Raw genomic sequence first — 22,682 nt, 5'->3', positions numbered from 1 at the left:
ACTCTTTTTCCCTTTACTGGATCATTTCACAAGTATGGCTGCATATCCAACAACTGCTGAATAATCCCCGGTCATATCTCCGCTTGTAGCATATTTCAGTAATTCTGCAGTGTTTGCTCCCATATATTCTGCTGCAGTATACATTGCTACAATGGGTCCATATCCACATGCAGTTGCGGAAAGTTCTTCCCGTCTGCGGTTAAATTCCTCAACATCCATATTTAACAGTGAGTCTATCAGATACATATCTGTCTCTTTTGCGGTTTCATGTGGCTGGTAATGGGTGAAGTCACTTGATGCTATAAACACCACTTTCTTCCCGGATTTCTCCGCAGCTTTTGCAACTTCCAAACCGACTTCCCGGGCAGTATCTATATCCTGCAAACCCATGCATATTGGAAGAATTTTGAATGAATCACCGAAACGATACTGCAGGAAAGGCAACTGGACCTCGATTGAATGTTCGTACATATGGGCAACTTCATCCATGTCGATTATTGATCCTGCAAGCATTTCTCCCATATTCTCATCGGCTTCAATATCTCCCAGAGGAGTGGACCAGGTTTGAGTTGATAGTGCCACTGCAGATCCATATCCCGTATGATTGGGACCGAATATTACATAGGTGTCTGCCTTTGGCAACTTAGAATAGGCATAAGCCGCCACCGGGCCTGAAAACATGTATCCTGCATGAGGAACAACTATACCATATGCATCCTCGCTGACCAATTCCAAATCCTTGAAACAATGGCTCAGCTCTTTCTTGAGGGGTTTGATACCCAGAGGATAGAACTGGCCTGCTACTGTTGGCTGTCTCATAATAATACCCCTCTTACGGTTAGGAGGGAATAATTATATAAGTGATATGGATGGGAGCAAGTTACTCCCGGAATTAACCGGGAGACTTACAGACCTGCTTCGAAATCTTCCATGGTATAATTGAATGGAATGCCCTTTTCTTTTGAGATTTCCCTTGCAAGAAGCCAGTATATGAGGGAAAGTGCTTTACGTCCCTTATTGTTTGTCGGAATTACTAGATCAACATTTGATATCATGTTATTGGTATCACAAAGTCCTATAACGGGAATTCCGATGTTGACAGCTTCTTTGATTACCTGAGCATCCCCTGCAGGATCGGTAACCATTATTGCATCGGGCTCGCAGAATCCTTCAATTGAAGGATTGGTTAAGGTACCCGGGATAAAACGTCCTACCATTGATTTTGCTCCAATTGCTTTGGAGAACATTTTGGCAGGGAACTGGCCGTACTGCCTTGCGGACACGACCAGTATTTTTGCAGGGTCGTATTTTGAGAGGAAGTGAGAGACCTGTCTTATTCTGCTATCTGTAGCCTGTATGTCCAGAACATAAAGTCCATCTGTACGCACACGATATACAAATTTCATCATATCCTGTGTCTTCTGCTGGGTACCGATGTGTACTCCGGATGCAAGATACTCGTCTATCGGAACAAGGGAAGTTGAATCCGGTGCAGGACCTTCCGGATCAGCTGTTTCTGTAGTTTTTTCTTTTGTAGTTTCGACAGTTGGAGTTTCTGTTTCTACAGGAGCCTCCTCCACCTTTTGTTCAATCTGTTCATCTAATGTTTCTTCAATAACCTGATCTTCTTCCATAATGTTCACCTCATGATGAAATATCTCTTTTTACTGTAATAGGGATGACACCCTTTTCAAATTCAAACTTAGCGATTTGTAAGGAATCATTGCTGTCGATATCAATCAGTACAGGAGCTTCCATTGAAATCTGTAGGGACCTGGCTCCAATGATTCTCGCACGTTCATACTTTGTAAATTTCTCTTTGCTCAATTAATCACCCTGGCAGAAGTTACAATAGGATGGATGACGTGGAATTTACTGGATCTAGAAAAGTCCATTTATCAATATTAATCGGAAATATATAGGGATATTCGGAGTCCCTCCGAATGTGGTTTGCTAACTATTCATACACTTACCAATTCCTTTAGTATAAAGGGATGGGACCGCTGAGATTCGAACTCAGGTACCGGCGTCCCGAACGCCGAAGGATGGTCCAGCCTACCCTACGGTCCCTTACTGGTATGGTGCAACTACATCGATAAGTTCAACGTGTGCAAGGATCATACGTCTGCAACAGTAGCGGGTGATACCCAGATCATCAAGTACGGCAGCAGGCGCTTCTCCCTGCTCAACTCGCCTTTTGTAATCTTCCCAGCAATTTGCAATTACCTTGCCACATGTGAAACAGCGAACTGGTAACATTTATGCTTTCACCTGTAAGATTTCTGGTATCTGGCACGAGCGCCAGGTCCGCCAAATTTCTTGGATTCTTTCTGTCTGAAGTCGTTTACCAGAAGACTGCGGTCATATGCCATGTATGCATCACGAAGAGCAGTGTCATTTGTCCACTCTACAATACCCCTTGCAATAGCGGTACGCACTGCATTTGCCTGACCAATAATTCCGCCTCCGCTTACTGTTACATCGATATCAATGCCGGATGCGGCATCTTCAGCAAGCATGAGGGGCTCCATGATTTTAAGTTTTACAAATTCTGGTTCTAAAACTTCCAGAGGTTTCTTGTTAACACGGGTTTTGCCAACGCCCTTACTGACAGTTGCACGGGCAATGGCTGTTTTCTTCTTTCCTGAAGTATTACAAACTTTGTTGGTCATTTATGATTCTCCTTAGAATTTTGAACCCATTTTTCTGCTCAATTCCCCGATGGTAATATATTTTGCAGTACTCAGGCGGTCGATATTTGTTCCTTCTACAGCCTCTAATTCAGCATTTCCAAATTCTTCAGGTATGCCAATATAAACCCTGAGGCGTGCAAAAGCGTCTTTACCACGTGCTCTTTTGTATGGGAGCATTCCCCTGACAGATCTTTTAAGTATCCTATCTGCCCTTTTTGGGAAAAATGGGCCAAATTCATGGCTTCCAAGTGACCTTTTGTGCTCGTAATCTTCGTAGGTAGCTATTTTTGCTCCAGAGATTATAGCTTTCTCGGCGTTGACTATGGATATGGTTTCACCAGCAAGAAGCCTATGTGCAACCTTGCTTGCAAGCCTTCCCATAATAAGTCCATCTGCATCGATAACTGTCATTATAGAACACCTGCCTTTAGATCAAGATCCTGATACCGGAGCCTGCCGGTTTTTCGTTCATAATCTCTTCAATAGTGACACATCTGCCGCCATTTTCTGCGATTTTTTCCTTTGCAGATGCACTGAAACCAAGCGCTGCAACAGCCACGGAGCGTTTCAGAGTGCCGGCACCAAGTACCTTTCCCGGAACAAGAACAATTTCGCCCTCTGTTGCGTTCCTGTTGAGTTTACTAAGGTTTACCTCGGCATAATTCTTCCTTGGTTTTTCCAATCTTCTGGCTATATCTCTCCAGATCGGAGCATCTTCCTGACGTGCCTGTTCCTTAAGGCTGACAATCAGGGAAGGAACCCTTGGATCTGATTTCCTTTCAATTTTGTTTTGTGTTTTTTTACTCATAATGTCCCTCTGCAAGAATATCTCTCACTCACGCACAATTTGCGTTCGAACATGGTGAATAGATAGGGAGTGTGGGGTGTAATTAAATTACTAATAGATAAAGATTGTGCATTAGTCAACCGTTAATTGAAACGTTTTGCAGGACCTTTTCATAGAATTTGTCCATATCACAACCAAGCTCTCTTCCGATAATAAGGGCGGCAACTTCAACATCCACCATACCTGAAAGATTCTCATGCCGATTATTCACAAGTGATACTACCTGTTTCAGATCCATATTACTGCAGGATGCGATGTATTCCAGAATCTGATCTACAAGGGTTACCTGTTGCAGGATGTCTTTTGAAGGGATGAATCCTCTCGGGATATCAACTGTCGATGGATCAAATGCAGGGTGCAAATGCTCATCTTCCATATAAAGCAAATGAGAATTTAAAGCAATATCCAGTATTCTGGATGCCTGTTCGGGTGTCATCCACTTAAGGTCAAAGGAGAGAGAAAATTCAAAATCCTGTGGCAGCATTGAACTGCCTTCATTCCTTTTGAAGGGAGCTGCTGCCACATACTTCAATTCATCCATCAGGATCCACGTCTTAATTCTTCAACAATTGTATCAGCAATTCTTCCACATTCGGTTCTGCCGGGTCCATCAATATGATTGATACGAAGGGTAAGGACATCCCCTTCAAGTATTGCCCTTACCAGGAAGACATCACCTTTGAAAGGAACCCTGCTATATTCACCATCCAGATAACTGTATTTCAGTGAGATACGGAAATCCACCATCCCTTCAGGTTCAATTGTGCCAACAACAGAATCAGCATTACGATAATTCAATGGTGAAAAATCAATACCATTCATGACAATTTCAACTTTGATTTCACGTTTTGCCTGTATTCGGTAACCTCTTCTTGTAACAGATTCGGTAACAAACATACCGAACCTGCCATCCGTATTAGCCATCACTTTCACAAGATAGGGCAAATCCGAATAATACCGGTTCTTTTGCTCAAACTGGACCTCCCTGCGCGGGAATCGGTGGTAAATCCTTTTCTTCATCATGTGTTTGGGTCGATTCTATTTTACTTAGAGAGACACCAGTTTGGCATCTATAATACCATCAACATGGCGAATTTGTTCAAGGATCTCCTCTGATACTTCGGAATCCACATTCAATGCCATAATGGTCTTCCCACATATTTGGACACGACCGACCTGCATGCCGGAAATATTGATCTCATGATTTCCCAGTATTATGCAGCAAGGGCCGATTACATTGGGCCTGTTGATGTGGTTGGAAACGATCATGTAACCTGAAGGCGCAAGATCTACCCTCTGCCCGTCGATCATGATTATTCTCAAGTCATCCTCTACAACCGTACCGGTAATACTCTTGGAAATGGAATCCTTGCTGAGTTTGATTGTTATGCTGGATGAATATTCTTCTACTCTTTCGGATTTACTTTCCACGACTTCAATGTCCCGGGATTTAGCAATTGAAGGAGCATTAACATAATTTACAGCAGCACCCATTATGGTCTTCAGTACACCTTTGAGGGCTGCAAGTGTAAGATGTCGGGTATCCTTGCCGGCAACATCTCCCTTATAGGCAATTTCGACTTTCTCATAGTTGCCGTCCATCAGCTGGGATACTGCACTTCCCAGGGTCTCCGCAAGTTCAAGATAGGGATAGATGGTGGACATTATTTCCGGTTTTATAGAGGGGATATTGATCGTACTGCGGGCAGGTCCGCCATTTAATACGGATATTACCTCTTCTGCTACGGATACGGCTACATTGACCTGTGCCTCTTCGGTCGATGCACCAAGATGGGGGGTGACAACAACATTGTCCAATCCAACAAAAGAACAGTTTACAGGTGGTTCATTTGTAAAGACGTCTATAGCAGCACCCGCGATCTTATCGTTTTTGAGAGCCTCTCCCAGTGCATCTTCATTGATAATTCCGCCACGGGCACAATTAATGACCCTTGCATTAGGTTTCATCAGGTCAAATTCTTCAGTATCGAGAATATTGCGGGTTTCTTTGGTCAGGGGTGTATGTACGGTAATGAAATCGGCACGTTTTGCGATGTCTCTTACAGATGTCAGTTCCACGCCCAGTTCTTTTGCTCTGTCTTCGTTTACAAACGGGTCATAGGCAAGGATATTCATTTCAAGTCCCTGTGCTCTTTTTGCCACTTCAGCACCTATCCTGCCCAGGCCTATCACGCCAAGGGTCTTTCCATTTACCTCAACACCTAAAAATTTTTTACGTTCCCACTTGCCTGCTTTAAGTGAAGCAGTTGCCTGCGGAATGTTGCGCGCCATTGAAAGCATCATTGCAATTGTATGTTCCGCAGCTGAAAGCATGTTCCCTTCCGGTGCATTCACTACAATGATTCCCTTCTCTGTAGCTGCAGGAATGTCTATATTATCCACTCCAACTCCTGCACGCCCTACAATCTTGAGTTTATCCGCGGCTTCTATTACTCTGGCAGTAACCTGTGTTCCACTGCGTATAACAAGGGCGTCAAAATCTCCTATCTTCTCAACAAGCTCATCCTCGGAAAGGCCTGTTGAAATCTCCACATCAAAATGTTCTTCAAGTTTTGCCACTCCTTCCTCTGATAACGAATCACTGACTAGTACCTTCATATTAATATTCTCCATGTGATAACAATAATGTAATACACCGGTGAGTTTGGCAATCGCCGGTAACCACTGACTTTAGATTGAACCATCCATATAAATATATCTAACCATCATAAACAGTTTATTTTTCCACACCCATTCAGACTTTCCCCCAGATTATGAGTTCGGAATAATGTCTGTTTATAGTGAAATATTGTGAGTACCCAAACAGCAATTGTCAGTAAGGTTGATATTCTATTATTAATCAGGGATAACTCGCTTTTGTCAGTTCCAGATATGCCTGATAACGGCTCTGTGAAATTCCCGGGGAACTAAAAATGTACATGTAAAAGCCGATCAGGTAACAATCATAAAAAGCAGAAATATTGCAAGATCAAACAGGTAGCTCAATTATGATCTGTTCATACTTGCAATTTTCTAATCTCTATTACTTGATATACAATCCACACTTGCATGCACCGCGTGTCTCGACATCACGGGCACGCCGGGCACACGGACAGATGATCTTCTTATCTTTTTCTTTATCCCCGGTTCTTTTCTGGCAGAAACAGTACCATTCACCATACTGGCGCTTATTGTTAGCGATATTTTTGACCGCTGTGGTGATAACATCATAGTCCGAATTAAGTCTGTACCCGGTAGTTTCAGCGTTTTTCTTGGAACGTTCATAGAATTCCATCTCAAGTTCATCTTCGAATTTCATAATATCACTCCTTGCATTGTTTGTTCATTATAAATAAAAAGATTTGGGAATAATCAGGAACGGGCAATTTCACCCAGTTTTATTCCCAGTTGCCTGCAACCTTCTAAATCTTGCCTTTCAGGTCTGAATTTAACTTTAAAAGGGTCTTCCACAAATTCCATTTTGGTATTCTTGAGTGCCTCTTCCATCTGCCTGATTGCACCGCCTCCCCAGCCATAGGAGCCGAAAAAAGATACCTTTTTGTCTTTGGGGCGCAAACCTTTCAGGTAGGTCAGGAAACCACCCATTGTGAAGAACATCCCGTTGTGCATCGTGGGAGACCCAAGGGCAAAGACCCGGCATTCCATTAATTCCCTGATGAGCATGCTCCAGTCATTTTTGCGCAGGTGGAACAAGACAACCTCAGTGCCTGAGGCCCGCACTCCTTCTGCAATTGCTTTTGCCATCATTTCGGTGCTGCCCCACATTGTATCATAGATCACAAGCACTTTTTGCTCACTTGTCCCGGAAGCCCATTTTGCATAGGCATCGATTATCCGTTGAGGATCGTTGCGCCAGATAACACCGTGGGATGGAGCTATCATGTCTATCTGTAACCCTAGTTTCCCGACAGTTTCAAGATGTTTGAGTATCCGGGATGCAAAGGGTGTCAGTATATTGGCAAAATATATGGCGGCATCTTCCATCACGTCTTCTACCTGATCATCGAACCTCCTGGAGGTGGCTATATGCTGGCCAAATGCATCATTGGAAAAGAGAATATTATCCTCTTTGAGGTAAGTCTGCATGCTGTCAGGCCAGTGGAGCATGACCGCTTCAATAAACATCAGGGTCCTTTTGCCGGTGTTTAATTCATCCCCGGTTTTCACCGTCTCAAAGTTCCAGCCACTACATCCGGATTCGGCATAATATTCATTCAGTCCTGTTTTGCCCCTTTCTGTGGCAAATATTTTGGAATTAGGAGCAACTTCCATGACCCGTGGCAGGGCACTGGAATGGTCCATCTCCACATGATTGGCCACGATATAATCGATCTTTGCAGGGTCCACTATCCTGCTGATCCTTTCGATCATCTCGTCTGCAAAGGATGCTTTTACAGTGTCTATGAGGGTGATCTTTTCATCTACTATAAGGTAAGCATTATATGTGCCCCCGCGGGGAGTTTCATAACCGTGGAAATCACGCAGGTTCCAGTCGATTACGCCAACCCAGTAAACCCCTTCTGCAATTTCAAGTGGCTCTTCTGGAGTATCCACAAAATTCACCTGCCAAATTTATGTCTGCATCCTGAAACCGGTAGCTTCATCCAGCAAACCATCAATGAGTTCATAGTGGTCACGCTCAACTTTGGCGATCTTGCTGAAAAATTCCTGTTCTTCCCTTTCGGTGGCTTTCTTTTCGAGTTCAAGGTAGAAATATTCACTCTTTCTTTCAAAACGCAGTGCACCAAGCATAATGCCGATCTCTTCCAGATTGTTTTCTGTGAATTCCACGTTCAAAGATCCACGGAAATCAGGTATCTTGGATTCAGGTATTTCGACTTCTTTTCCTTCAAGGAATTTGTGAAGGTATTGAGCATGGTGCTTTTCTTCCTCGGCCAGGAACTCATAGGTTTTCTTTGCCCCGGGATTGCCGGAAAGTTCAGCCCTTTCAAGATAGAAATCATACCCCTGGTCCTCCAGAGCAATCGCCATTTCCACTGCTTCTTCAATCGTCCTAATGTTCTCGAGTTCTACATCTACATCTTTGAGTATATCTTGCAATTTATTCAACTCCCACAATCAGTAGCTAGTATATTTGATAACGTGAGTAGTTAAAACTTATCTATGTGCGTTTTATCCCTTACTGCCACACGAGAAGGTTTTTCAGGACATTCTGCAGGGTATCCCATGGGAATTACGGCTGCCACATCAAAACCATCCGGAATGGCGAACATGTCCATTATTTTTTTCCCATGGAATGTAAGGGTGACCCCCGCCAGTCCTTCAGCAGTTGCAGCAAGCAGCATGTTCTCTATGCAGGCATATGTTGAACCCACAGCCTCATCCCTGAATTCCTTGTTATAACAAACCACGACAATAACGGGCGCGGTCTCGATGGCCTTCTGCTGCTCTGGTGCCTTTTTTCTCATACTGGCAAGTTGTGCCCTTAGCTTCTCCTCTTTGACAAGAATAAACTCCCAGGGTTCACTGTTAAAGGCGTTCGGTGCCTGGGTGCCTGCATAAAGTATTTTGTCCAGAGTATCGGCAGGGACCTCGCGGGGAAGGAATTGCCGGATGCTTGTGCGTTTCTCTATTGCTTCAAAAACTTCCACTAAATACCCCCATAATAATGACTGCAAACAACTTCTGTTTTGAAATGTAAATAACTTTTCCTGAAAGGCTTCCTTTGTACTCTTTTTATTGATTTTACTAAGACAAAATGAAGAAATGAGTTTAGAAACATTGTTTTTTTGAGTAAAAGAGGATGTATTGCATGCTTATTAAAAAACACATTGCTGCGAGGTTGTTGCAACATATGAAATATAATATCCGGCAATTACTGAATATTTAGTAGTAATACCTGAAGATTTGCCTGAACAATATAATCATAATCATATAGATAGGTATAGATGATCTATCTGCCTATGAACCTTGTACCATTTATTGCACTTATCATGGCTACCCCGATAGATAATAAAAGAAGGCTGAAACTTATCTTTTTGGGTTCGATTTTGATCCTATTATTTACTCTGGTGGTCATAGTACTGCAATTCAATTTCATCTCTGTAGCCGGAGAATTGTTCTATATTTATGCTATCGGCAGGGCAGCGTTTCCCTTTTTGTTGTGGTTTGCATTTGTATACAAGGATGTCAACTACCCCTCCCTTACGGCAAGGGGCTTGAATGTCAATTAAGCATTCGTCCGGGTGGCTGACAAGCACCCTTGAGATTCCAGGATATACCTGTAATCCCGTGTTTTGTGTTCAATATTCATTGCACCAATCAGGTCGGCATTGTTCTCATAACCACATTTTTCACATCTAAAAGACAACCTGTTACGATTGTTTTTTGAGATATGATTGCACCGAATACAGGTTTGTGAAGTATAAGAAGGGTCAACATAATGAGTGATTATACCTGCTTCTTTTGCTTTGTATTCAATGAATGTTTGTAATTGGCGGAAAGCCCAACTACTGTGATTATGCCTTCTCTTTTTAGAAACTTTGGGAAGCGTGGAGTCACGTATTCCTGATAAATCTTCCAGACCTATTACAGATACACCTTTTTCAACTGCGAATTTCACAATTTTCTTTGAGATTGTGTGGTTTACATCTCGCATAAGACGTTTCTCTTTACCTGCAATATGTTTTAACATACGTTTTGCAGATAAAGTTCCCTTCGATTGTAAACGCTTTCGCATTGACTTGTACTGATTGCGAAGATTCTTAATTTCCCCACCTGCAAAAAAACTACATTTTTTGTCAGTGGTGGAAGCAACAGCAAGATAGTTCATACCAACATCTATACCCATGAAGGTAGAAGCATTTGTTATTTGTTTATCGGGGATTTCTTTCTCCACACATAAATGGAAATAATAGTCTCCGTCTTTGTGTTTTACAACTTTGGATGCTTGGTATTTCCATGAACCATCAAAATACTGTTTCGCATAGTCATAATTCAAAATGGAATATGCTTTCCTTCCGTTGATAGTGGTTATTTTAACCATATTTTCACTAATAGCAAAATCCCTTTTGTAAGAAAAGGTCATTGATGATGGCGAAAATCGTACTTTTTGCCATTTTGCCTTTTTCTGTTTTTTTAATGTTTTGTAATACCCTGCAACTTGTCGTGGGATATTACAACTCATCTGGGATTTTAATTTTAATATTTCACGAAGATATGGGTAAACTTCCTGCTGTAATTTCATTGCTGGAATCGGTTTACCCTTGTCAAAAACGATTTCAGAAGCATAATTCATTCCATCTGAATATTTCTGCATAGTTTCCACTAAATCTTTATCAGGATTTGCTATTTTCAGGATAATTGTTTTAGTGAGAAACATACAATAGTATGTTCACTTACTTATTATAAAAAATCACTTTTGTGAAATATCAGGCGCTTTCTTCTCCTACCTTACGGAAGGTGACTCCTGCTCGAAAAGTTGAATTATGACCAAACTGCAACTCAGTGGAAAGGTATATTGAGATAAAAAAGTAATTTTATGTACTCATTCTCAGAAACATTTTTATTCAAATGCCGACATTAAGAGGATGGCTCGATGATTAATTATATATGATAGTTACGGTAACATATTGCATTCATATTTACGAGGAAGTGTTATGGAGAATATAAAGATCGCAATTGCAGGGATTGGCAACTGCGCTAGCTCTCTCATTCAGGGTCTGGATTATTACAGGGATAAAACCGAGACAGATGCTATCGGTCTAATGCATTGGACCATTGGAGGATACCAACCCTCTGATATTGAGGTTGTAGCTGCGTTTGATATTGATAAAAGAAAAGTAGGAAAAGACATATCAGAAGCCATCTTTGCAGAACCAAATTGCACTGCTGTATTCTGTCCGGACATTCCCGAGAAAGGCATAAAAGTTACTATGGGTAACATCCTTGATGGTGTTTCTGAACACATGGCGGATTATAATGATAAATACAAGTTCATAACCAGTGATGAAAACGAGTCCACAAAAGAGGATGTCGTGCAGGTTCTGAAAGATTCCGGTGCTGAAATGCTCTTGAATTTCATGCCCGTAGGGTCAGAAAAAGCTGCACGTTTTTATGCGGACTGTGCTCTGGAGGCAGGAATTGGTTTCATTAACAATATGCCGGTTTTCATTGCCAGTAATCCTGAATGGGCTCAAAAGTTCGAAGAGAAAAACCTGCCGATAATTGGTGATGATATCAAAGCCCAGCTTGGAGCCACCATCACTCACAGGACACTGGCAGACCTTTTCAGCAAACGTGGTGTCAAACTGGAAAAAACTTACCAGCTAAACACCGGTGGGAATACTGATTTCCTCAATATGCTCAATCGCAGCAGGTTGTCTTCCAAGAAAACATCCAAGACCGAGGCTGTACAATCCGTACTCAAAGATCGTCTGGCCGATGAAAATATACATGTCGGTCCAAGTGACTATGTGCCCTGGCAAAAGGACAACAAGATTTGTTTCCTGAGAATGGAGGGAAAACTGTTCGGCGATGTTCCCATGAATATCGAACTACGTCTTTCAGTTGAGGATTCTCCTAATTCTGCAGGTGTTGTAATCGATGCTATACGCTGTTGCAAGCTTGCACTTGAAAGAGACACCGGAGGAGTTCTCTATTCCCCTGCATCTTATTTCATGAAACATCCGCCTAAACAATACAACGATGATGAAGCCTTCCTCATGACAAATGATTTCATTGAAGGCAACAGGGCTAACTGAAATACAAGATGCTTTATCTAATAAGGAAAATATTTGGTGTGGATTTTAGCGGTTCCAAAAAGGCCTGCGAAAAAATATGGGTAAGTGAAGGGAGTGTTTACGGTAACTTCCTCAAAATCCACACATGTCGTCCTGCTCACTTTTTTTCTGAAAGCCATGATGCTCAGAGCTGTATTGCTGCTCTTTATAGCATGATTGCCAGAGAAAAACATGCTATTTTTGGAATGGATTTTCCTTTCGCATTACCATCTTCTCTAACAGAAGAAAACAACTGGAAGGATTTCATAATCAACTTCCCTTTCAAACATGAGTCTGCAGAAAGTTTCAGGGATTACTATCGCCATAAAACATATGGTAAAGAATTCAAGCGTAAAAAGGAAGATGAAAAAGGCGCACCATTTGCTGCATACAATCTCTGGTTGTACAAACAGACTTATCATGGTATCTCAAGAATAATTAATCCCCTTGTAAGGAATAACCTTGCCTGCATTCTCCCTATACAACCCCCGAATCCTGAAAAACCCTGGGTAATTGAAATATGTCCGGCCTGCACCCTGAAAGAAAAGGATCTATATGTGCCCTATAAAGGAAAAAAGAGTGACAGAGAAACTAACAGGAAAAGTATTGTGGATAAGTTAGAAGAATTCAATATTTTGCTTGATGATGAAATAAAAGATATATGTATTTCAAACACTCGGGGAGACGCCCTGGACAGTATTCTGGCAGCTTATGCCGTGTTTAGGAATATGCAAAGTCTGAAAGAAAAAAATTTGGATGAACTTGAAAGAAGAGAAGGGGATGTTTATTATTAATCCTCTTTTGCTCCTGTATTCAACAGTTCATAAATATCATCAGGTTTTGTCAATATGTGCATATTTTCCATTTCAGCCAGTTTTTCTGAATTGGTAACATCAATGTCACGCATCTTCAACTTCATTTTTCTTCCACTGGGTGCATAGGTTGTAACATCGCCACGCACCTGATCAACAGGCAGGACATAAATAGGGGTTTGTCCTTTTGCTGTCTGGGCCACCACATTTGTTACAAGAGTATCGGCAATACCATGTGCTATCTTGGCAACAGAATTGGCTGTGGCTGGTGCGATTATTAAAGCATCATAGTGACCAACCTGCAGTGGACCGGCAATAAAAGGCGAGTTGGGGCCCGAATCTGTTTTGAAGTTGGGGAAATCATTTTGTATGTTATCCCACATGCGATACCACTTCATTACAGTTTCCCCTTCCTTTGAAAGAAATACCATAAACTCAATATCAGTTTTTTTCTGAATGTCTACCATTATGTCATACGTCTCTTTTATAAGGTCACCTGAGCCTGTAATACCCCATGCGATTCTTTTCATATTATCACTCCTGTAAATTAATAACCTGTAAATAGTTCATATTTGACTTTTGCTTTATCGATAGCCATTTCATATAGTATTTCCCTGACAGTCTTCACCATTGTCGGGGGGCCACATAAATAGAACATGCGGTCCCTGTAATCCGGAATTTCACGCAATATCATGCTTTCACAGACACGCTCCCTGCAACCTGTCCAATCACTGGAAGCCCTGGTTAAGGTATGTACAACTTTCAGATTAGGATTGTGTTTTTGCATAATATCCAGTTCATCTTCAAAGGCAATATCCTGCTCTGTTTTGTTACTGGATATCATAACAATGTCCGTGTCCATACCTTTATCTGTACAGTATCGTGAAATACTGATCATGGGGGTGACCCCGATTCCTCCGCTGATTAGCGCAATTTTGTCATATTCTCCTGAATAGGTCATTTTCCCGAATGGGCCTTCAATCCCTACCGAATCACCGGGTTGAAGGGCAAGCAGGGCATTGGAAAACTCATGACCTGTGAGTTTCTTGGTAAATTCGATGATATCCTTGTTGGCCGGACTGCTGGAGATAGTAAATGGTTTACGCACTTTGCTGCCGGCAATTTCCAGTTCTACGAACATATACTGGCCTGCCACATAATTAAAATCATCTGGCCGGGGAAAAAGGAAACTTAGCACATCTTCGGTTCTGGGAATAATTTCCATCAGCCTTACATCAAATCGCAATTTATGTTCTCCTTTATTGTTCCAGTCTTTTCATTTGCCTGGATGTCTCAATAAGTTTTTTCATTGTACGGCGCAGACTGCGTAGGCCTTCCTCATCTTCATCTATTCCTTCTGAACCTTTATCCTTTGACCACAGGGTACCTCCCAGATTTGACCCGAAGGAGCCTCCGGCAACAGGGAACATTTCACTGATCACATAAAAATTCAATATGGTCTGGAGGGCGGGCTCCTGACCTCCGGCACGGTCCCCTCCATCTGCCAGTGCAGCACCCACTTTATTATGGAAAGCCTTCGGATTTGCTGCAACAACCGCCCTGCATCTGTCCATTATGGTTTTGGTCTGTGCACTGATATTTCCCTGGTATACGGGTGTCCCTATTATCCAGGCATCCGCCCAGAGCATATTTTCATACAGGTCTGATATGTCATCTTTGTGTATACATCCCTTTTTGGTCCTTATGCAATGGTCGCAATGGATACAGAATTTCAATTCTTTCCCGCTTGCAGAAAAATACTCCACTTCGACATTGTATTTTTCCTTTGCATAATCCAGTGCATATTGCACGGCATGGGCAGTTGCCTTTTTACGAGGACTGCCCGAGATACCAAGTATTTTCACAATGTCCTTGTCGGACATCATTTCACACTCCTTTCACTCAAGTACAATGGCATCAGCCGGACAGGCGTCCACACATTGTTCACATTCTATGCAGTCATCAGGACGTGAAACTACTGATTTTGTATCCCCGTTGGAATCTTCTTTCAGATCAAAAACGTCTGTGGGACATACCTCAGCACATTCGCCGCTTCCTATACATTTATCTTTGTCTACAACTGGTGGCATATTCTTCCTCCTTACATATTCCTTCTAAACAAATAAATTGTTAATAATGCGATCAAACCAACAACACTTCCAAATCCTGGTGTTCCTTCAGATTCTACTTCACCGTTTATTCCGCCTTTAACGGATTCCATCTCTACAATCGGAACTTCATACTCCTTTTGTTCAAAAAGTTCATCTATCAGGTGTTGGGGGGCAGATCTATAGAGCAATTTCGTATCAACTATAATGGGATTTGTTGCATCTGTCGGTATTGTGAAATTATGAATCTCTGTAGCAGTGGATGTAGGTGCAATCCTATTATCAGAGATTACATCGGTTATTTCCCAGAGTTTCAAAGTGGGTTCGCCGGAGGCATCGGCGTATATTGCCTGATAAACAATACTGTCTTCAATAGTCCCATTTATATCCAGATTTCCTGAATTGTAGATTTTGCGTCCCTGACTGTCTTTTATATCCACCTGGGTCCACATTTGCCTGGCTTCAGTAAGTCCTGTAGGCAAATTATGACCTGCACCGGAATTCGTAATTGAGACTTTTATGGCAACTTCTTCGCCTGGTTGCGCATTTTCGGGAATGTCTATTTCTAGTGTAGCCGCTTCCTGAAGTCTTTCGATTGCCATTTCTTTATGATCATCCTCGTCCAGTATCCCTGTAACAAATACATTGGCTCCTGCGAAGTTGTGCACCGATATATGGTCTCTTTTGGGTGCACCTGATCCAGCACGCCCGGGATTTGCCTCAAATTCAGTGATTCCCGGTGTCATATGGCAATCCTGGCATTGGACTTTTTCTTCAGCATAGGGACTTTCACTCCATGCCTGATAGGTGTCATCCAGCACTACACCGGATGTTGGGTGGGTGATCTGGTGGCACATTCCACAATACTCTGATTTTGTATAGAATTCACTGTACTGTGCTTCATGGAACGCAGATTCAGAATCCTCAAAGGGGCCATATTTGGTCTCAGATGGAGTCACCGCATATCCTCCATTGCCTATCTCAGAGGACTCCTTTACACTGTGGCAAAAATCACAGCCCACTCCTTCAGCAGCTTCTTCACTAATATCAGGGTTATTTATAGGGGGAACCTGCCCTGAAACCACACTGGCAGGTATGTGACAGCGCGTACAGAAAACATCCAGAGAGCCATTTGTCTTTTCACTTGCAAGTTTTAGTTCTTCCTTATAAAATGGGTCATCAAAAGCATGATAATGCATACTACCTTCCCACTGGCTGGTCGTGATGGCATGGCATCTGTTGCAGGTAGAATATGAAGTAAAATCTTCATGCGATAAGGTACCTGCTTCAGTGGGGGAAGCCTCTGCTACAACCTCTCCACAGGCAAAAACGAATGTAAATATGAGAAATATGGCTATGATTCTCACTGTATACCCCTTCTGGAATCCCCCGTGAATATTAATCAGAAGGAGGCTTATATGCCTCCTTACTGTTTTTCCTGCAGTAACTTAAGTGCCTCCCTGCATGCTGCAACTGCAGGTGCACCTGAAGTGATAGATATCACTTCCATCGTTTCCATTATTTCCTCTGCTGTGGCGCCATTTTTCAGAGCGCTCTTCATCTGGGAGACCGTACAGGCCTCACACTGTTTGGAGGCAACGACTGCCAGTGCCATCAGTATCTTGTACTTGGCAGGCATGGCGCCGTCTGACAATAGTTTGTCATGACATCTCCTGTACTTCTTAACGAAGTTGGGATCGATTTCCTTCAGTGTGTGGAGAATATTCGGGGCAAACCCCATCTTATCCTCGATATCCTTTACTACTTTCTCATGTTCTGCCATCAATTAAACCTCCTATATGGAATCAATCAAAGGAATCTTCCACTGTGTTATCAAAACAGTAGTTGCACATAAAGTGGGGAAGGCCCTTATGAAGACGTTTGACCTCGGGTGGTTTTCCCACTGAAACCTGTAGTTTTACTTCTTTAGAGTGATCCATACACAGCCCTTTCCCGCAAACAATACATACTGCAGCGGCTTCTACATCTTTCCCTGCTTCAACACAGTCATAACATTTCATCATGGTACTCACCTCAGAAGTTTTCTTTCAAAGCCTCATGGCATGGTTTACAAAGTATTTTGAGTAGAGGTTGCATGTCCTTTAACTCACAGGCGTCTCCCATACATTTAAGTCTCACTTCATATTCCCCTTCCAATACGGGAACTTTTTCTCTTACAAGATGGTCCATACAGACGCCTCTGCCACATATGATACAGATGCTGACTGTGTCAGTATTTTTATTTTCTTTTTCACATTCAAAACATTTCATTATTGGTTCACTCCCTTATTGATTCTGAAATAATACATTAACAGGATGATTACTCCATAAGTTCCATTTCTTCCCCGCAGCAAATAAGTACACCGCCACCAACTTCAGTGACTTCAACTTCGTTGCCACAGATATTACAAATGTATTTTTCACCTACTTTTTGAACTCCCATAGATTCAACTCCTTGTATTTATTTGCATAATAAAAGAGGAGAGATGATTATTTATGTATATCGGTGATGGGGAAAGATAGCAGCGTGTATCATATACTTGCAATTCGAAATGAGCCTGGAAGATTACTAATATAAAGGCAAACAGGAAAATGCCGTTCAAAATCAATAAGGTTTTAATATATGTATGCAATCCTCAATAGCGTCAATATATTGAATAATAGGAGGATTCAAATGTCATTTGGAATAGAGTTCGTACCAGGAGACCCAGTTCTCAAAATTGCCCACTATGCAAAGCTTGCTGAACAACAGGGATTTGACAATGTTTGGGTTACAGACCACTACAACAATCGTGATGTTTATACCACCCTTGCAGTGTTGGCTATAAACACCAACAGCATAAAACTCGGAACAGGTGTGACAAACCCATACACCAGAAATGCAGCCATTACTGCATCCAGCATTGGTTCCATAAACGAGATTTCCGGCGGCCGTGCGATCCTCGGTCTTGGGCCCGGAGACAAGGCAACCTTTGATGCAATGGGGATCCCATGGGACAAACCATTGACCACAACCAAGGAATCCATTGAAGCCCTTCGTGGCTTTTTGGGTGGGGAAAAGGTTGAAATGGATGGTGACATGATCAAATTCGGCGGTGCGAAAATAGCATTCAAGACAGGTGATGTGCCAATTTACATGGGTGCACAGGGCCCCAAGATGCTCGAACTTGCAGGTCAGGTCGCAGACGGTGTACTGATCAATGCATCCCACCCAAGGGACTTTGAAGTCGCAATGGAAAAAATAAAAGCAGGTGCTGACAAAGCAGGCCGCAGCATGGACGAGATCGATGTGGCAGCTTATGCATGCTTCTCTATCGACAAGGACGCTGCAAAAGCCAAGAACGCTGCAAAGGTCGTTGTTGCTTTCATCGTTGCAGGTTCTCCCGACATGGTGCTTGAACGTCACGGAATCGACCCTGCAGCCAAGAAGGATATAGGCGCTGCAATTTCCAAGGGAGACTTCGGAGCACTTATGGGTGACCTTGTAACTGATGAAATGATGGACGCTTTCTGTATTTGCGGAACCCCTGAAGACTGCAAGCAAAGGATCAATGACCTGAAAGACATTGGTGTTACCCAGATTGTTGCCGGTTCACCTCTTGGACCTAACAAAGAAAAAGCAATCAAACTCATCGGTAAGGAGATCATCGGAGGAAACTGATGGTTCATCCGAAGATACTAGAGGTCATTGATTATGACGTCTGTACCGCTTGCGGGGCATGTGTTTCAGCATGCCCTGCCGGTGCCATCGTCATGAACAAAAGGGCCGAAGTAAGAGACCCGGACAATTTGGAACTTTACACCAAAGGTGCTGCCCCAAATGTCTGTGAAGGTTGCTATACCTGTGGGCGCATCTGTCCCGTAGTGGATGGTTACGTCGAGGATGAATTTGCAAATGTCAGGAGTTTCTTTGGTGCAAAAAGTGACATCGAAGGACAGGACGGTGGTGCAACAACTGCAATTGCAAGCAAACTGCTTGAATTGGGGGAAGTGGACTGCTTTGTGGGAATCACCCGCAATGACAACTGGGAAACCGAACTGGAAGTCTTCACCGATCCAGAACAAATAAAGAGAGCCAAAGGTACCAAATACACATATGATTCCGTACTCTCTGCTCTGAGGGAACCCTTCGAACAATATGATAAAATCGGTGTAATCGGCGTACCCTGCCAGGCTCACGGTGCACGCTTGATATCCGAAAATGTCAATGACAAGATCGTGGTTATTATAGGGCTTCTTTGTATGGAAAGTTTTTATCATGATGTAATGTCCGAAAAAATCATAAAAGAGATAATGGAACTCAATCCTGAAGATGTTGTAAAATTCGACTTCGCAAAGGGTAAGTTCTGGGCATACACAAAGGATGGCGAAAGTCACAGTGTCAAAATTCCACAAGTTGGTCCGCATGCCAGGAATCCCTGCCACCACTGCTGTGATTACACATCAGTTTCAGCAGATATATCAATAGGTTCTGTAGGTACACCGGACGGATGGAACTGTGTCCTGATCCGTACAGACGAAGGTGAAAAATACTTCAAGATGGCTGAAGATGAGCTTGAGATAATGGAAGATCCAAAACCTGGAATGGACCTTGTCAAGAAACTGGCAACCACGAAACACAACAACAATTCACAACATTATCTTGAAGTTTGTGAGAAGTTCAGCTTCGATGAATGTGGCATCAGATAAAACATGAATCTTAAAAGGGCATTCTATATAGGGCGCTTCCAGCCATTCCACAAAGGCCACTATTCGGTCATAAAAACGATTGGAAAAGATATTGATGAACTCGTAATAGGTGTCGGAAGCGCTCAAAGAAGCCACGAGACACCGAATCCCTTTACTGCCGGTGAACGCATAATGATGATTCGTCATTCTCTTGCAGATACGGACATCAAACATTATGCAGTTCCCATAGATGACATCCAGCAAAACGCAGTTTGGGTTTCCTATGTCACTGCAAGGACTCCTCCTTTTGACATAGTCTATTCCAATAATCCTCTAATCCTCGAGCTTTTTGAAGAAGCAGGCATAGAAACAAAGCAACCTCCCATGTATCATCGGGAAAAGTATTCAGGCACTCTCATCCGTGAAAAGATGATTGCCGGTGAAGAGTGGGAACAATTCGTTCCTGAATCTGTTACAGAAGTTATTGAAGAGATCGATGGTGTCAGGAGATTAAAACATGTCTCCGGCAGCGATCAGACTTTCTGACAACCCCCGGTCCTTAATTTTTTATAGTACGTTCGTTGCATATTATATAGTGTAAGGAATATGCAGGGGACATCTAATGACCGACAGAGCACCGGTATTTTGTGAAAAATATTGTATTGTATGCAGGGGAGCAAGAGCTGGAAATCCCATTTGTAAGGCGATCCAGAATCTTGAACTCAAGATATTTGGTAAGGAAGGTTGCATATGGGGAAAAGCAAGGACCAGATATTACGGCGTAACACCTGATGAGAAAATACCCCCGGATAAGAAAAAGTGATCAGAATATTTCCCCGCTCCAATCAAAAGCACCGGGTTTGAATTTATCAAGGGGTGGATGTCCTGAGGATATGCCGTCGATTATCTCTCTTACATCCCCCGCAACTTCACTCATACTTCGACCTGTGGTACCAACTTCAAATACCATTTCACAGTTCTCAACTGACTCTACAAGTATAACATCGAGGCATTCTGCTTCTATATTCTCATCAACTTTTGCAGGTTGATAGCCTCTTTTTTCAAGCCTTTTTTTGAGTTCATTGGGAGCCGTACGTAGCACGATGGAAACATCTGTAATCAGATGGGCCATGTGGCTGTCAATAATTACAGGATTTTCAGATTCTTCTATGACTGACAGCCGTTTTTTTACCACATCAAGGTCAGTAACCACACAGTCCCGTTGCTTATCTTCTTCTACGAAAAGATTCTCGGATTTTATGATTTCGTTCAGATGAACCACTCGATACCCGAATTCATTCTCAAGCAGCCCGGATACAGATGTTTTCCCACATCCGGGAGTGCCGGTTAAAGCAATAAACATATGTCCTGAATACAATTGCCTTTACTATTAAGGATTAATCCTCCTGTATGACCAGGGCCAAAAAATTTTCAATGATTTTCAAACCATCACTCATCAGGACCGATTCAGGATGGAACTGGATGCCATAGACCGGGTGTTCCTTATGCTTAATCGCCATTATTGAGCCATCTTCTGTATGGGCAATGGATTCTAAGGGTGGGGCAAGTTTTTTAATTTCCAGGGAATGGTACCTTCCTCCTTCAAAAGGATTGGCAAATCCCGCAAAAAGAAGTGAATCATTGTGAATTATTGATGAAGCCTTGCCGTGGACGGGGCCATTTGCACACCTACCAGTACTGCCTCCGTAAGCCCGATTTATAGCCTGATGGCCAAGGCAAACTCCCAGTATAGGGGTATTTGGACCGTATTCCTTAATAATCTGGAGACAGTTACCGATATCCTCAGATCTTTCTGGAATGCCGGGGCCGGGTGATATGACAATGGTATCTGGTTTTATATTTCTGACCTCTTCCATTTCTAATGTATTTGGAACAACTACAGTCTCAACACCCAATACGGAAAAGGCATCCACAAGGTTCCATACAAAGGAATCCCTGTTGTTTACAAACAGTACTTTCACATCATTCACCTCTTACCGCTTTGAGCATTGCAGCCATTTTGCGCTCGGTTTCCTCGTATTCTTTAGAAGGCACTGAATCTGCAACTATACCGGCACCTGCCTGTATCATTACATGTCCCTCTCTCATAACAACCGTGCGTATTGCAATTGCAAAGTCCGCATCCCCGTTCCAGGAAAAGTAACCTATCCCTCCGCCGTAGACGCCCCTGCCGACTCCTTCAAGTTTTCTTATGATCTCCATTGCCCGTATCTTGGGTGCACCGGAAAGAGTTCCTGCAGGAAGAAGTGCCTTGATAGCATCGAACTGGTCGCATTCAGGTCTTAATTTACCTTCCACCGTACTTTCAATATGCTGTACATGAGAATAACGTACCACTTTCATAAAATCGGATACTTTTACAGAGCCACCTTCACAGACCATGCGTACATCGTTGCGGGACAAATCAACAAGCATCACATGTTCAGCCCTTTCCTTTTCATCATGAAGCATTATTTCGGCATAGCTGCAATCTTCAGCTTCGCTTTCACCCCCCGGGCATGTCCCTGCGATAGGATTGGTGATCACACGTCCGTTATCCACAGTCATCAGGGTTTCAGGACTTGCACCCACCACGGCCATATCCTTATACGAAAGCAGATACATGTAAGGACTCGGGTTAATGGAGCGTAGTTTCCTGTAAAGGTAAAGAGGACTATTCTGGTAGGGTAACTCATAGCGTCTTGAAAGTACCACCTGGAAAATATCGCCATCCAGGATATGTTCCTTTGCCTTGCTTACTGCATTTTCATATTCTGCCCGGTCCATCGTGC

At 42.7% G+C, this 22,682-nt stretch carries 34 protein-coding genes and 1 tRNA gene; 7 read left to right on the top strand and 28 right to left on the bottom strand.

The genetic code is table 11. The features are described 5' to 3' along the window. Positions 1–21 precede the first annotated feature (21 nt). From A9957_RS04470 to A9957_RS04400, 15 genes are all read right to left on the bottom strand, one after another. The gene (locus A9957_RS04470; protein ID WP_292343317.1) at positions 22–825 is read right to left on the bottom strand and encodes an MEMO1 family protein; all 804 of its coding nucleotides are present in this window, start codon (positions 823–825) and stop codon (positions 22–24) included. 80 nt (positions 826–905) lie between these two features. Then, complete coding sequence (gene rpsB, locus A9957_RS04465) at positions 906–1,634, bottom strand: 30S ribosomal protein S2 (RefSeq protein WP_292343314.1); 729 nt, start codon at positions 1,632–1,634, stop codon at positions 906–908. Positions 1,635–1,644: 10 nt separating this feature from the next. Then, on the bottom strand, positions 1,645–1,827 hold the full coding sequence (locus tag A9957_RS04460) for a DNA-directed RNA polymerase subunit K (protein WP_096712415.1): 183 nt from the start codon (positions 1,825–1,827) through the stop codon (positions 1,645–1,647). A gap of 168 nt (positions 1,828–1,995) precedes the next feature. Next, positions 1,996–2,070: transfer RNA gene (locus A9957_RS04455), tRNA-Pro, on the bottom strand. Further along, positions 2,071–2,259 (bottom strand): DNA-directed RNA polymerase subunit N, encoded by a 189-nt coding sequence (locus A9957_RS04450; protein ID WP_096712414.1) that lies wholly within the window; start codon positions 2,257–2,259, stop codon positions 2,071–2,073. 8 nt (positions 2,260–2,267) lie between these two features. Continuing rightward, complete coding sequence (locus tag A9957_RS04445; RefSeq protein ID WP_072360921.1) at positions 2,268–2,672, bottom strand: 30S ribosomal protein S9; 405 nt, start codon at positions 2,670–2,672, stop codon at positions 2,268–2,270. A 12-nt stretch (positions 2,673–2,684) separates the two neighbouring features. Next, the gene (locus tag A9957_RS04440; protein WP_096712413.1) at positions 2,685–3,104 is read right to left on the bottom strand and encodes a 50S ribosomal protein L13; all 420 of its coding nucleotides are present in this window, start codon (positions 3,102–3,104) and stop codon (positions 2,685–2,687) included. A gap of 16 nt (positions 3,105–3,120) precedes the next feature. After that, positions 3,121–3,501 (bottom strand): 50S ribosomal protein L18e, encoded by a 381-nt coding sequence (locus tag A9957_RS04435; RefSeq protein ID WP_072360924.1) that lies wholly within the window; start codon positions 3,499–3,501, stop codon positions 3,121–3,123. A 115-nt stretch (positions 3,502–3,616) separates the two neighbouring features. Next, the gene (locus A9957_RS04430) at positions 3,617–4,081 is read right to left on the bottom strand and encodes a DUF2240 family protein (RefSeq protein WP_128754617.1); all 465 of its coding nucleotides are present in this window, start codon (positions 4,079–4,081) and stop codon (positions 3,617–3,619) included. Beyond that, on the bottom strand, positions 4,081–4,563 hold the full coding sequence (locus A9957_RS04425) for a hypothetical protein (protein ID WP_072360928.1): 483 nt from the start codon (positions 4,561–4,563) through the stop codon (positions 4,081–4,083). Before A9957_RS04425 ends, A9957_RS04430 begins: the two co-directional genes overlap by 1 nt. 24 nt (positions 4,564–4,587) lie before the next feature. Continuing rightward, positions 4,588–6,159: a phosphoglycerate dehydrogenase gene (gene serA / locus A9957_RS04420; RefSeq protein WP_292343313.1), complete on the bottom strand. Its 1,572-nt coding sequence runs from the start codon at positions 6,157–6,159 to the stop codon at positions 4,588–4,590. A gap of 424 nt (positions 6,160–6,583) precedes the next feature. After that, positions 6,584–6,859 (bottom strand): ferredoxin-thioredoxin reductase catalytic domain-containing protein, encoded by a 276-nt coding sequence (locus A9957_RS04415; protein ID WP_292343312.1) that lies wholly within the window; start codon positions 6,857–6,859, stop codon positions 6,584–6,586. A 53-nt stretch (positions 6,860–6,912) separates the two neighbouring features. Further along, positions 6,913–8,115, bottom strand: coding sequence for an FprA family A-type flavoprotein (locus A9957_RS04410; RefSeq protein WP_292343311.1), 1,203 nt, complete (start codon positions 8,113–8,115; stop codon positions 6,913–6,915). A gap of 18 nt (positions 8,116–8,133) precedes the next feature. Then, positions 8,134–8,622 carry a ferritin family protein gene (locus A9957_RS04405; protein WP_096712406.1) on the bottom strand — a complete coding sequence of 163 codons (489 nt, stop codon included), beginning with the start codon at positions 8,620–8,622 and terminating at the stop codon, positions 8,134–8,136. Positions 8,623–8,672: 50 nt separating this feature from the next. Continuing rightward, positions 8,673–9,173, bottom strand: a complete 501-nt coding sequence (locus A9957_RS04400; RefSeq protein WP_292343309.1) for a nitroreductase family protein — start codon at positions 9,171–9,173, stop codon at positions 8,673–8,675. A 312-nt stretch (positions 9,174–9,485) separates the two neighbouring features. Between A9957_RS04400 and A9957_RS04395 the strand changes: the two genes are divergently transcribed. Beyond that, entirely contained in the window at positions 9,486–9,755 is a 270-nt protein-coding gene (locus A9957_RS04395) for a hypothetical protein (protein ID WP_181079377.1), read from the top strand. Here the strand turns inward: A9957_RS04395 and A9957_RS04390 are convergent. Beyond that, on the bottom strand, positions 9,752–10,903 hold the full coding sequence (locus tag A9957_RS04390; protein WP_292343308.1) for a transposase: 1,152 nt from the start codon (positions 10,901–10,903) through the stop codon (positions 9,752–9,754). The genes A9957_RS04395 and A9957_RS04390 overlap by 4 nt on opposite strands. Before the next feature lie 277 nt (positions 10,904–11,180). Here A9957_RS04390 and A9957_RS04385 point away from each other — a divergent pair, with 277 nt between their 5' ends. Continuing rightward, entirely contained in the window at positions 11,181–12,284 is a 1,104-nt protein-coding gene (locus A9957_RS04385; RefSeq protein ID WP_292343306.1) for an inositol-3-phosphate synthase, read from the top strand. Positions 12,285–12,292: 8 nt separating this feature from the next. Beyond that, positions 12,293–13,096, top strand: a complete 804-nt coding sequence (locus A9957_RS04380; protein ID WP_292343305.1) for a hypothetical protein — start codon at positions 12,293–12,295, stop codon at positions 13,094–13,096. On the opposite strand, the gene afpA is transcribed toward A9957_RS04380, so the two are convergent. The 9 genes from afpA to A9957_RS04335 are packed head-to-tail and all read right to left on the bottom strand — an operon-like array spanning position 13,093 to position 17,665. Then, positions 13,093–13,644 carry an archaeoflavoprotein AfpA gene (gene afpA / locus A9957_RS04375; protein WP_292343304.1) on the bottom strand — a complete coding sequence of 184 codons (552 nt, stop codon included), beginning with the start codon at positions 13,642–13,644 and terminating at the stop codon, positions 13,093–13,095. The two genes, A9957_RS04380 and afpA, sit on opposite strands and share 4 nt — an antisense overlap. Before the next feature lie 17 nt (positions 13,645–13,661). Next, positions 13,662–14,360, bottom strand: coding sequence for a ferredoxin--NADP reductase (locus A9957_RS04370; protein WP_096711898.1), 699 nt, complete (start codon positions 14,358–14,360; stop codon positions 13,662–13,664). Positions 14,361–14,373: 13 nt separating this feature from the next. Continuing rightward, complete coding sequence (locus A9957_RS04365; protein ID WP_096711931.1) at positions 14,374–14,997, bottom strand: flavodoxin family protein; 624 nt, start codon at positions 14,995–14,997, stop codon at positions 14,374–14,376. A gap of 15 nt (positions 14,998–15,012) precedes the next feature. After that, a complete protein-coding gene (locus A9957_RS04360; RefSeq protein ID WP_096711897.1) occupies positions 15,013–15,204 on the bottom strand; it encodes a ferredoxin family protein in 192 nt (63 codons plus the stop codon). Between the two features lie 11 nt (positions 15,205–15,215). After that, positions 15,216–16,589, bottom strand: coding sequence for a multiheme c-type cytochrome (locus A9957_RS04355; protein ID WP_241645893.1), 1,374 nt, complete (start codon positions 16,587–16,589; stop codon positions 15,216–15,218). A gap of 59 nt (positions 16,590–16,648) precedes the next feature. Next, positions 16,649–17,005, bottom strand: coding sequence for a carboxymuconolactone decarboxylase family protein (locus A9957_RS04350; RefSeq protein ID WP_096711895.1), 357 nt, complete (start codon positions 17,003–17,005; stop codon positions 16,649–16,651). Positions 17,006–17,027: 22 nt separating this feature from the next. Beyond that, the gene (locus A9957_RS04345) at positions 17,028–17,246 is read right to left on the bottom strand and encodes a DUF2180 family protein (RefSeq protein WP_096711894.1); all 219 of its coding nucleotides are present in this window, start codon (positions 17,244–17,246) and stop codon (positions 17,028–17,030) included. A gap of 10 nt (positions 17,247–17,256) precedes the next feature. Beyond that, entirely contained in the window at positions 17,257–17,493 is a 237-nt protein-coding gene (locus A9957_RS04340; protein WP_096711893.1) for a DUF2180 family protein, read from the bottom strand. Between the two features lie 49 nt (positions 17,494–17,542). Continuing rightward, positions 17,543–17,665 (bottom strand): desulfoferrodoxin FeS4 iron-binding domain-containing protein, encoded by a 123-nt coding sequence (locus A9957_RS04335; RefSeq protein ID WP_072360257.1) that lies wholly within the window; start codon positions 17,663–17,665, stop codon positions 17,543–17,545. A gap of 231 nt (positions 17,666–17,896) precedes the next feature. On the opposite strand from A9957_RS04335, the gene mer reads away from it, so the two are divergent. From mer to A9957_RS04315, 4 genes are all read left to right on the top strand, one after another. Continuing rightward, complete coding sequence (gene mer / locus A9957_RS04330; protein WP_096711892.1) at positions 17,897–18,883, top strand: 5,10-methylenetetrahydromethanopterin reductase; 987 nt, start codon at positions 17,897–17,899, stop codon at positions 18,881–18,883. Beyond that, a complete protein-coding gene (gene fpoF, locus A9957_RS04325; protein ID WP_096711891.1) occupies positions 18,883–19,911 on the top strand; it encodes a F420H2 dehydrogenase subunit FpoF in 1,029 nt (342 codons plus the stop codon). Before mer ends, fpoF begins: the two co-directional genes overlap by 1 nt. A gap of 3 nt (positions 19,912–19,914) precedes the next feature. After that, positions 19,915–20,436: a nicotinamide-nucleotide adenylyltransferase gene (locus tag A9957_RS04320; protein WP_096711890.1), complete on the top strand. Its 522-nt coding sequence runs from the start codon at positions 19,915–19,917 to the stop codon at positions 20,434–20,436. Positions 20,437–20,512: 76 nt separating this feature from the next. Next, on the top strand, positions 20,513–20,713 hold the full coding sequence (locus A9957_RS04315; RefSeq protein WP_096711889.1) for a hypothetical protein: 201 nt from the start codon (positions 20,513–20,515) through the stop codon (positions 20,711–20,713). Here A9957_RS04315 and A9957_RS04310 read toward each other — a convergent pair whose 3' ends face one another. The 3 genes from A9957_RS04310 to A9957_RS04300 form a co-directional block, all read right to left on the bottom strand. Further along, positions 20,714–21,253, bottom strand: a complete 540-nt coding sequence (locus A9957_RS04310) for an adenylate kinase family protein (RefSeq protein WP_096711888.1) — start codon at positions 21,251–21,253, stop codon at positions 20,714–20,716. A gap of 34 nt (positions 21,254–21,287) precedes the next feature. Beyond that, on the bottom strand, positions 21,288–21,872 hold the full coding sequence (locus tag A9957_RS04305) for an aminodeoxychorismate/anthranilate synthase component II (protein WP_292343303.1): 585 nt from the start codon (positions 21,870–21,872) through the stop codon (positions 21,288–21,290). A gap of 1 nt (position 21,873) precedes the next feature. Further along, positions 21,874–22,682, bottom strand: an 809-nt coding sequence (locus A9957_RS04300) for an anthranilate synthase component I family protein (protein WP_292343301.1), incomplete at its 5' end; no start/stop codon positions are given.

Origin of the sequence: Methanohalophilus sp. DAL1, assembly GCF_001683555.1 — an archaeon.
In the GTDB taxonomy this organism is placed as follows: domain Archaea; phylum Halobacteriota; class Methanosarcinia; order Methanosarcinales; family Methanosarcinaceae; genus Methanohalophilus; species Methanohalophilus euhalobius.
The sequence above is the reverse complement of the archived record's forward strand: the minus strand, read 5'-3'. Positions and strand labels throughout refer to the sequence as shown.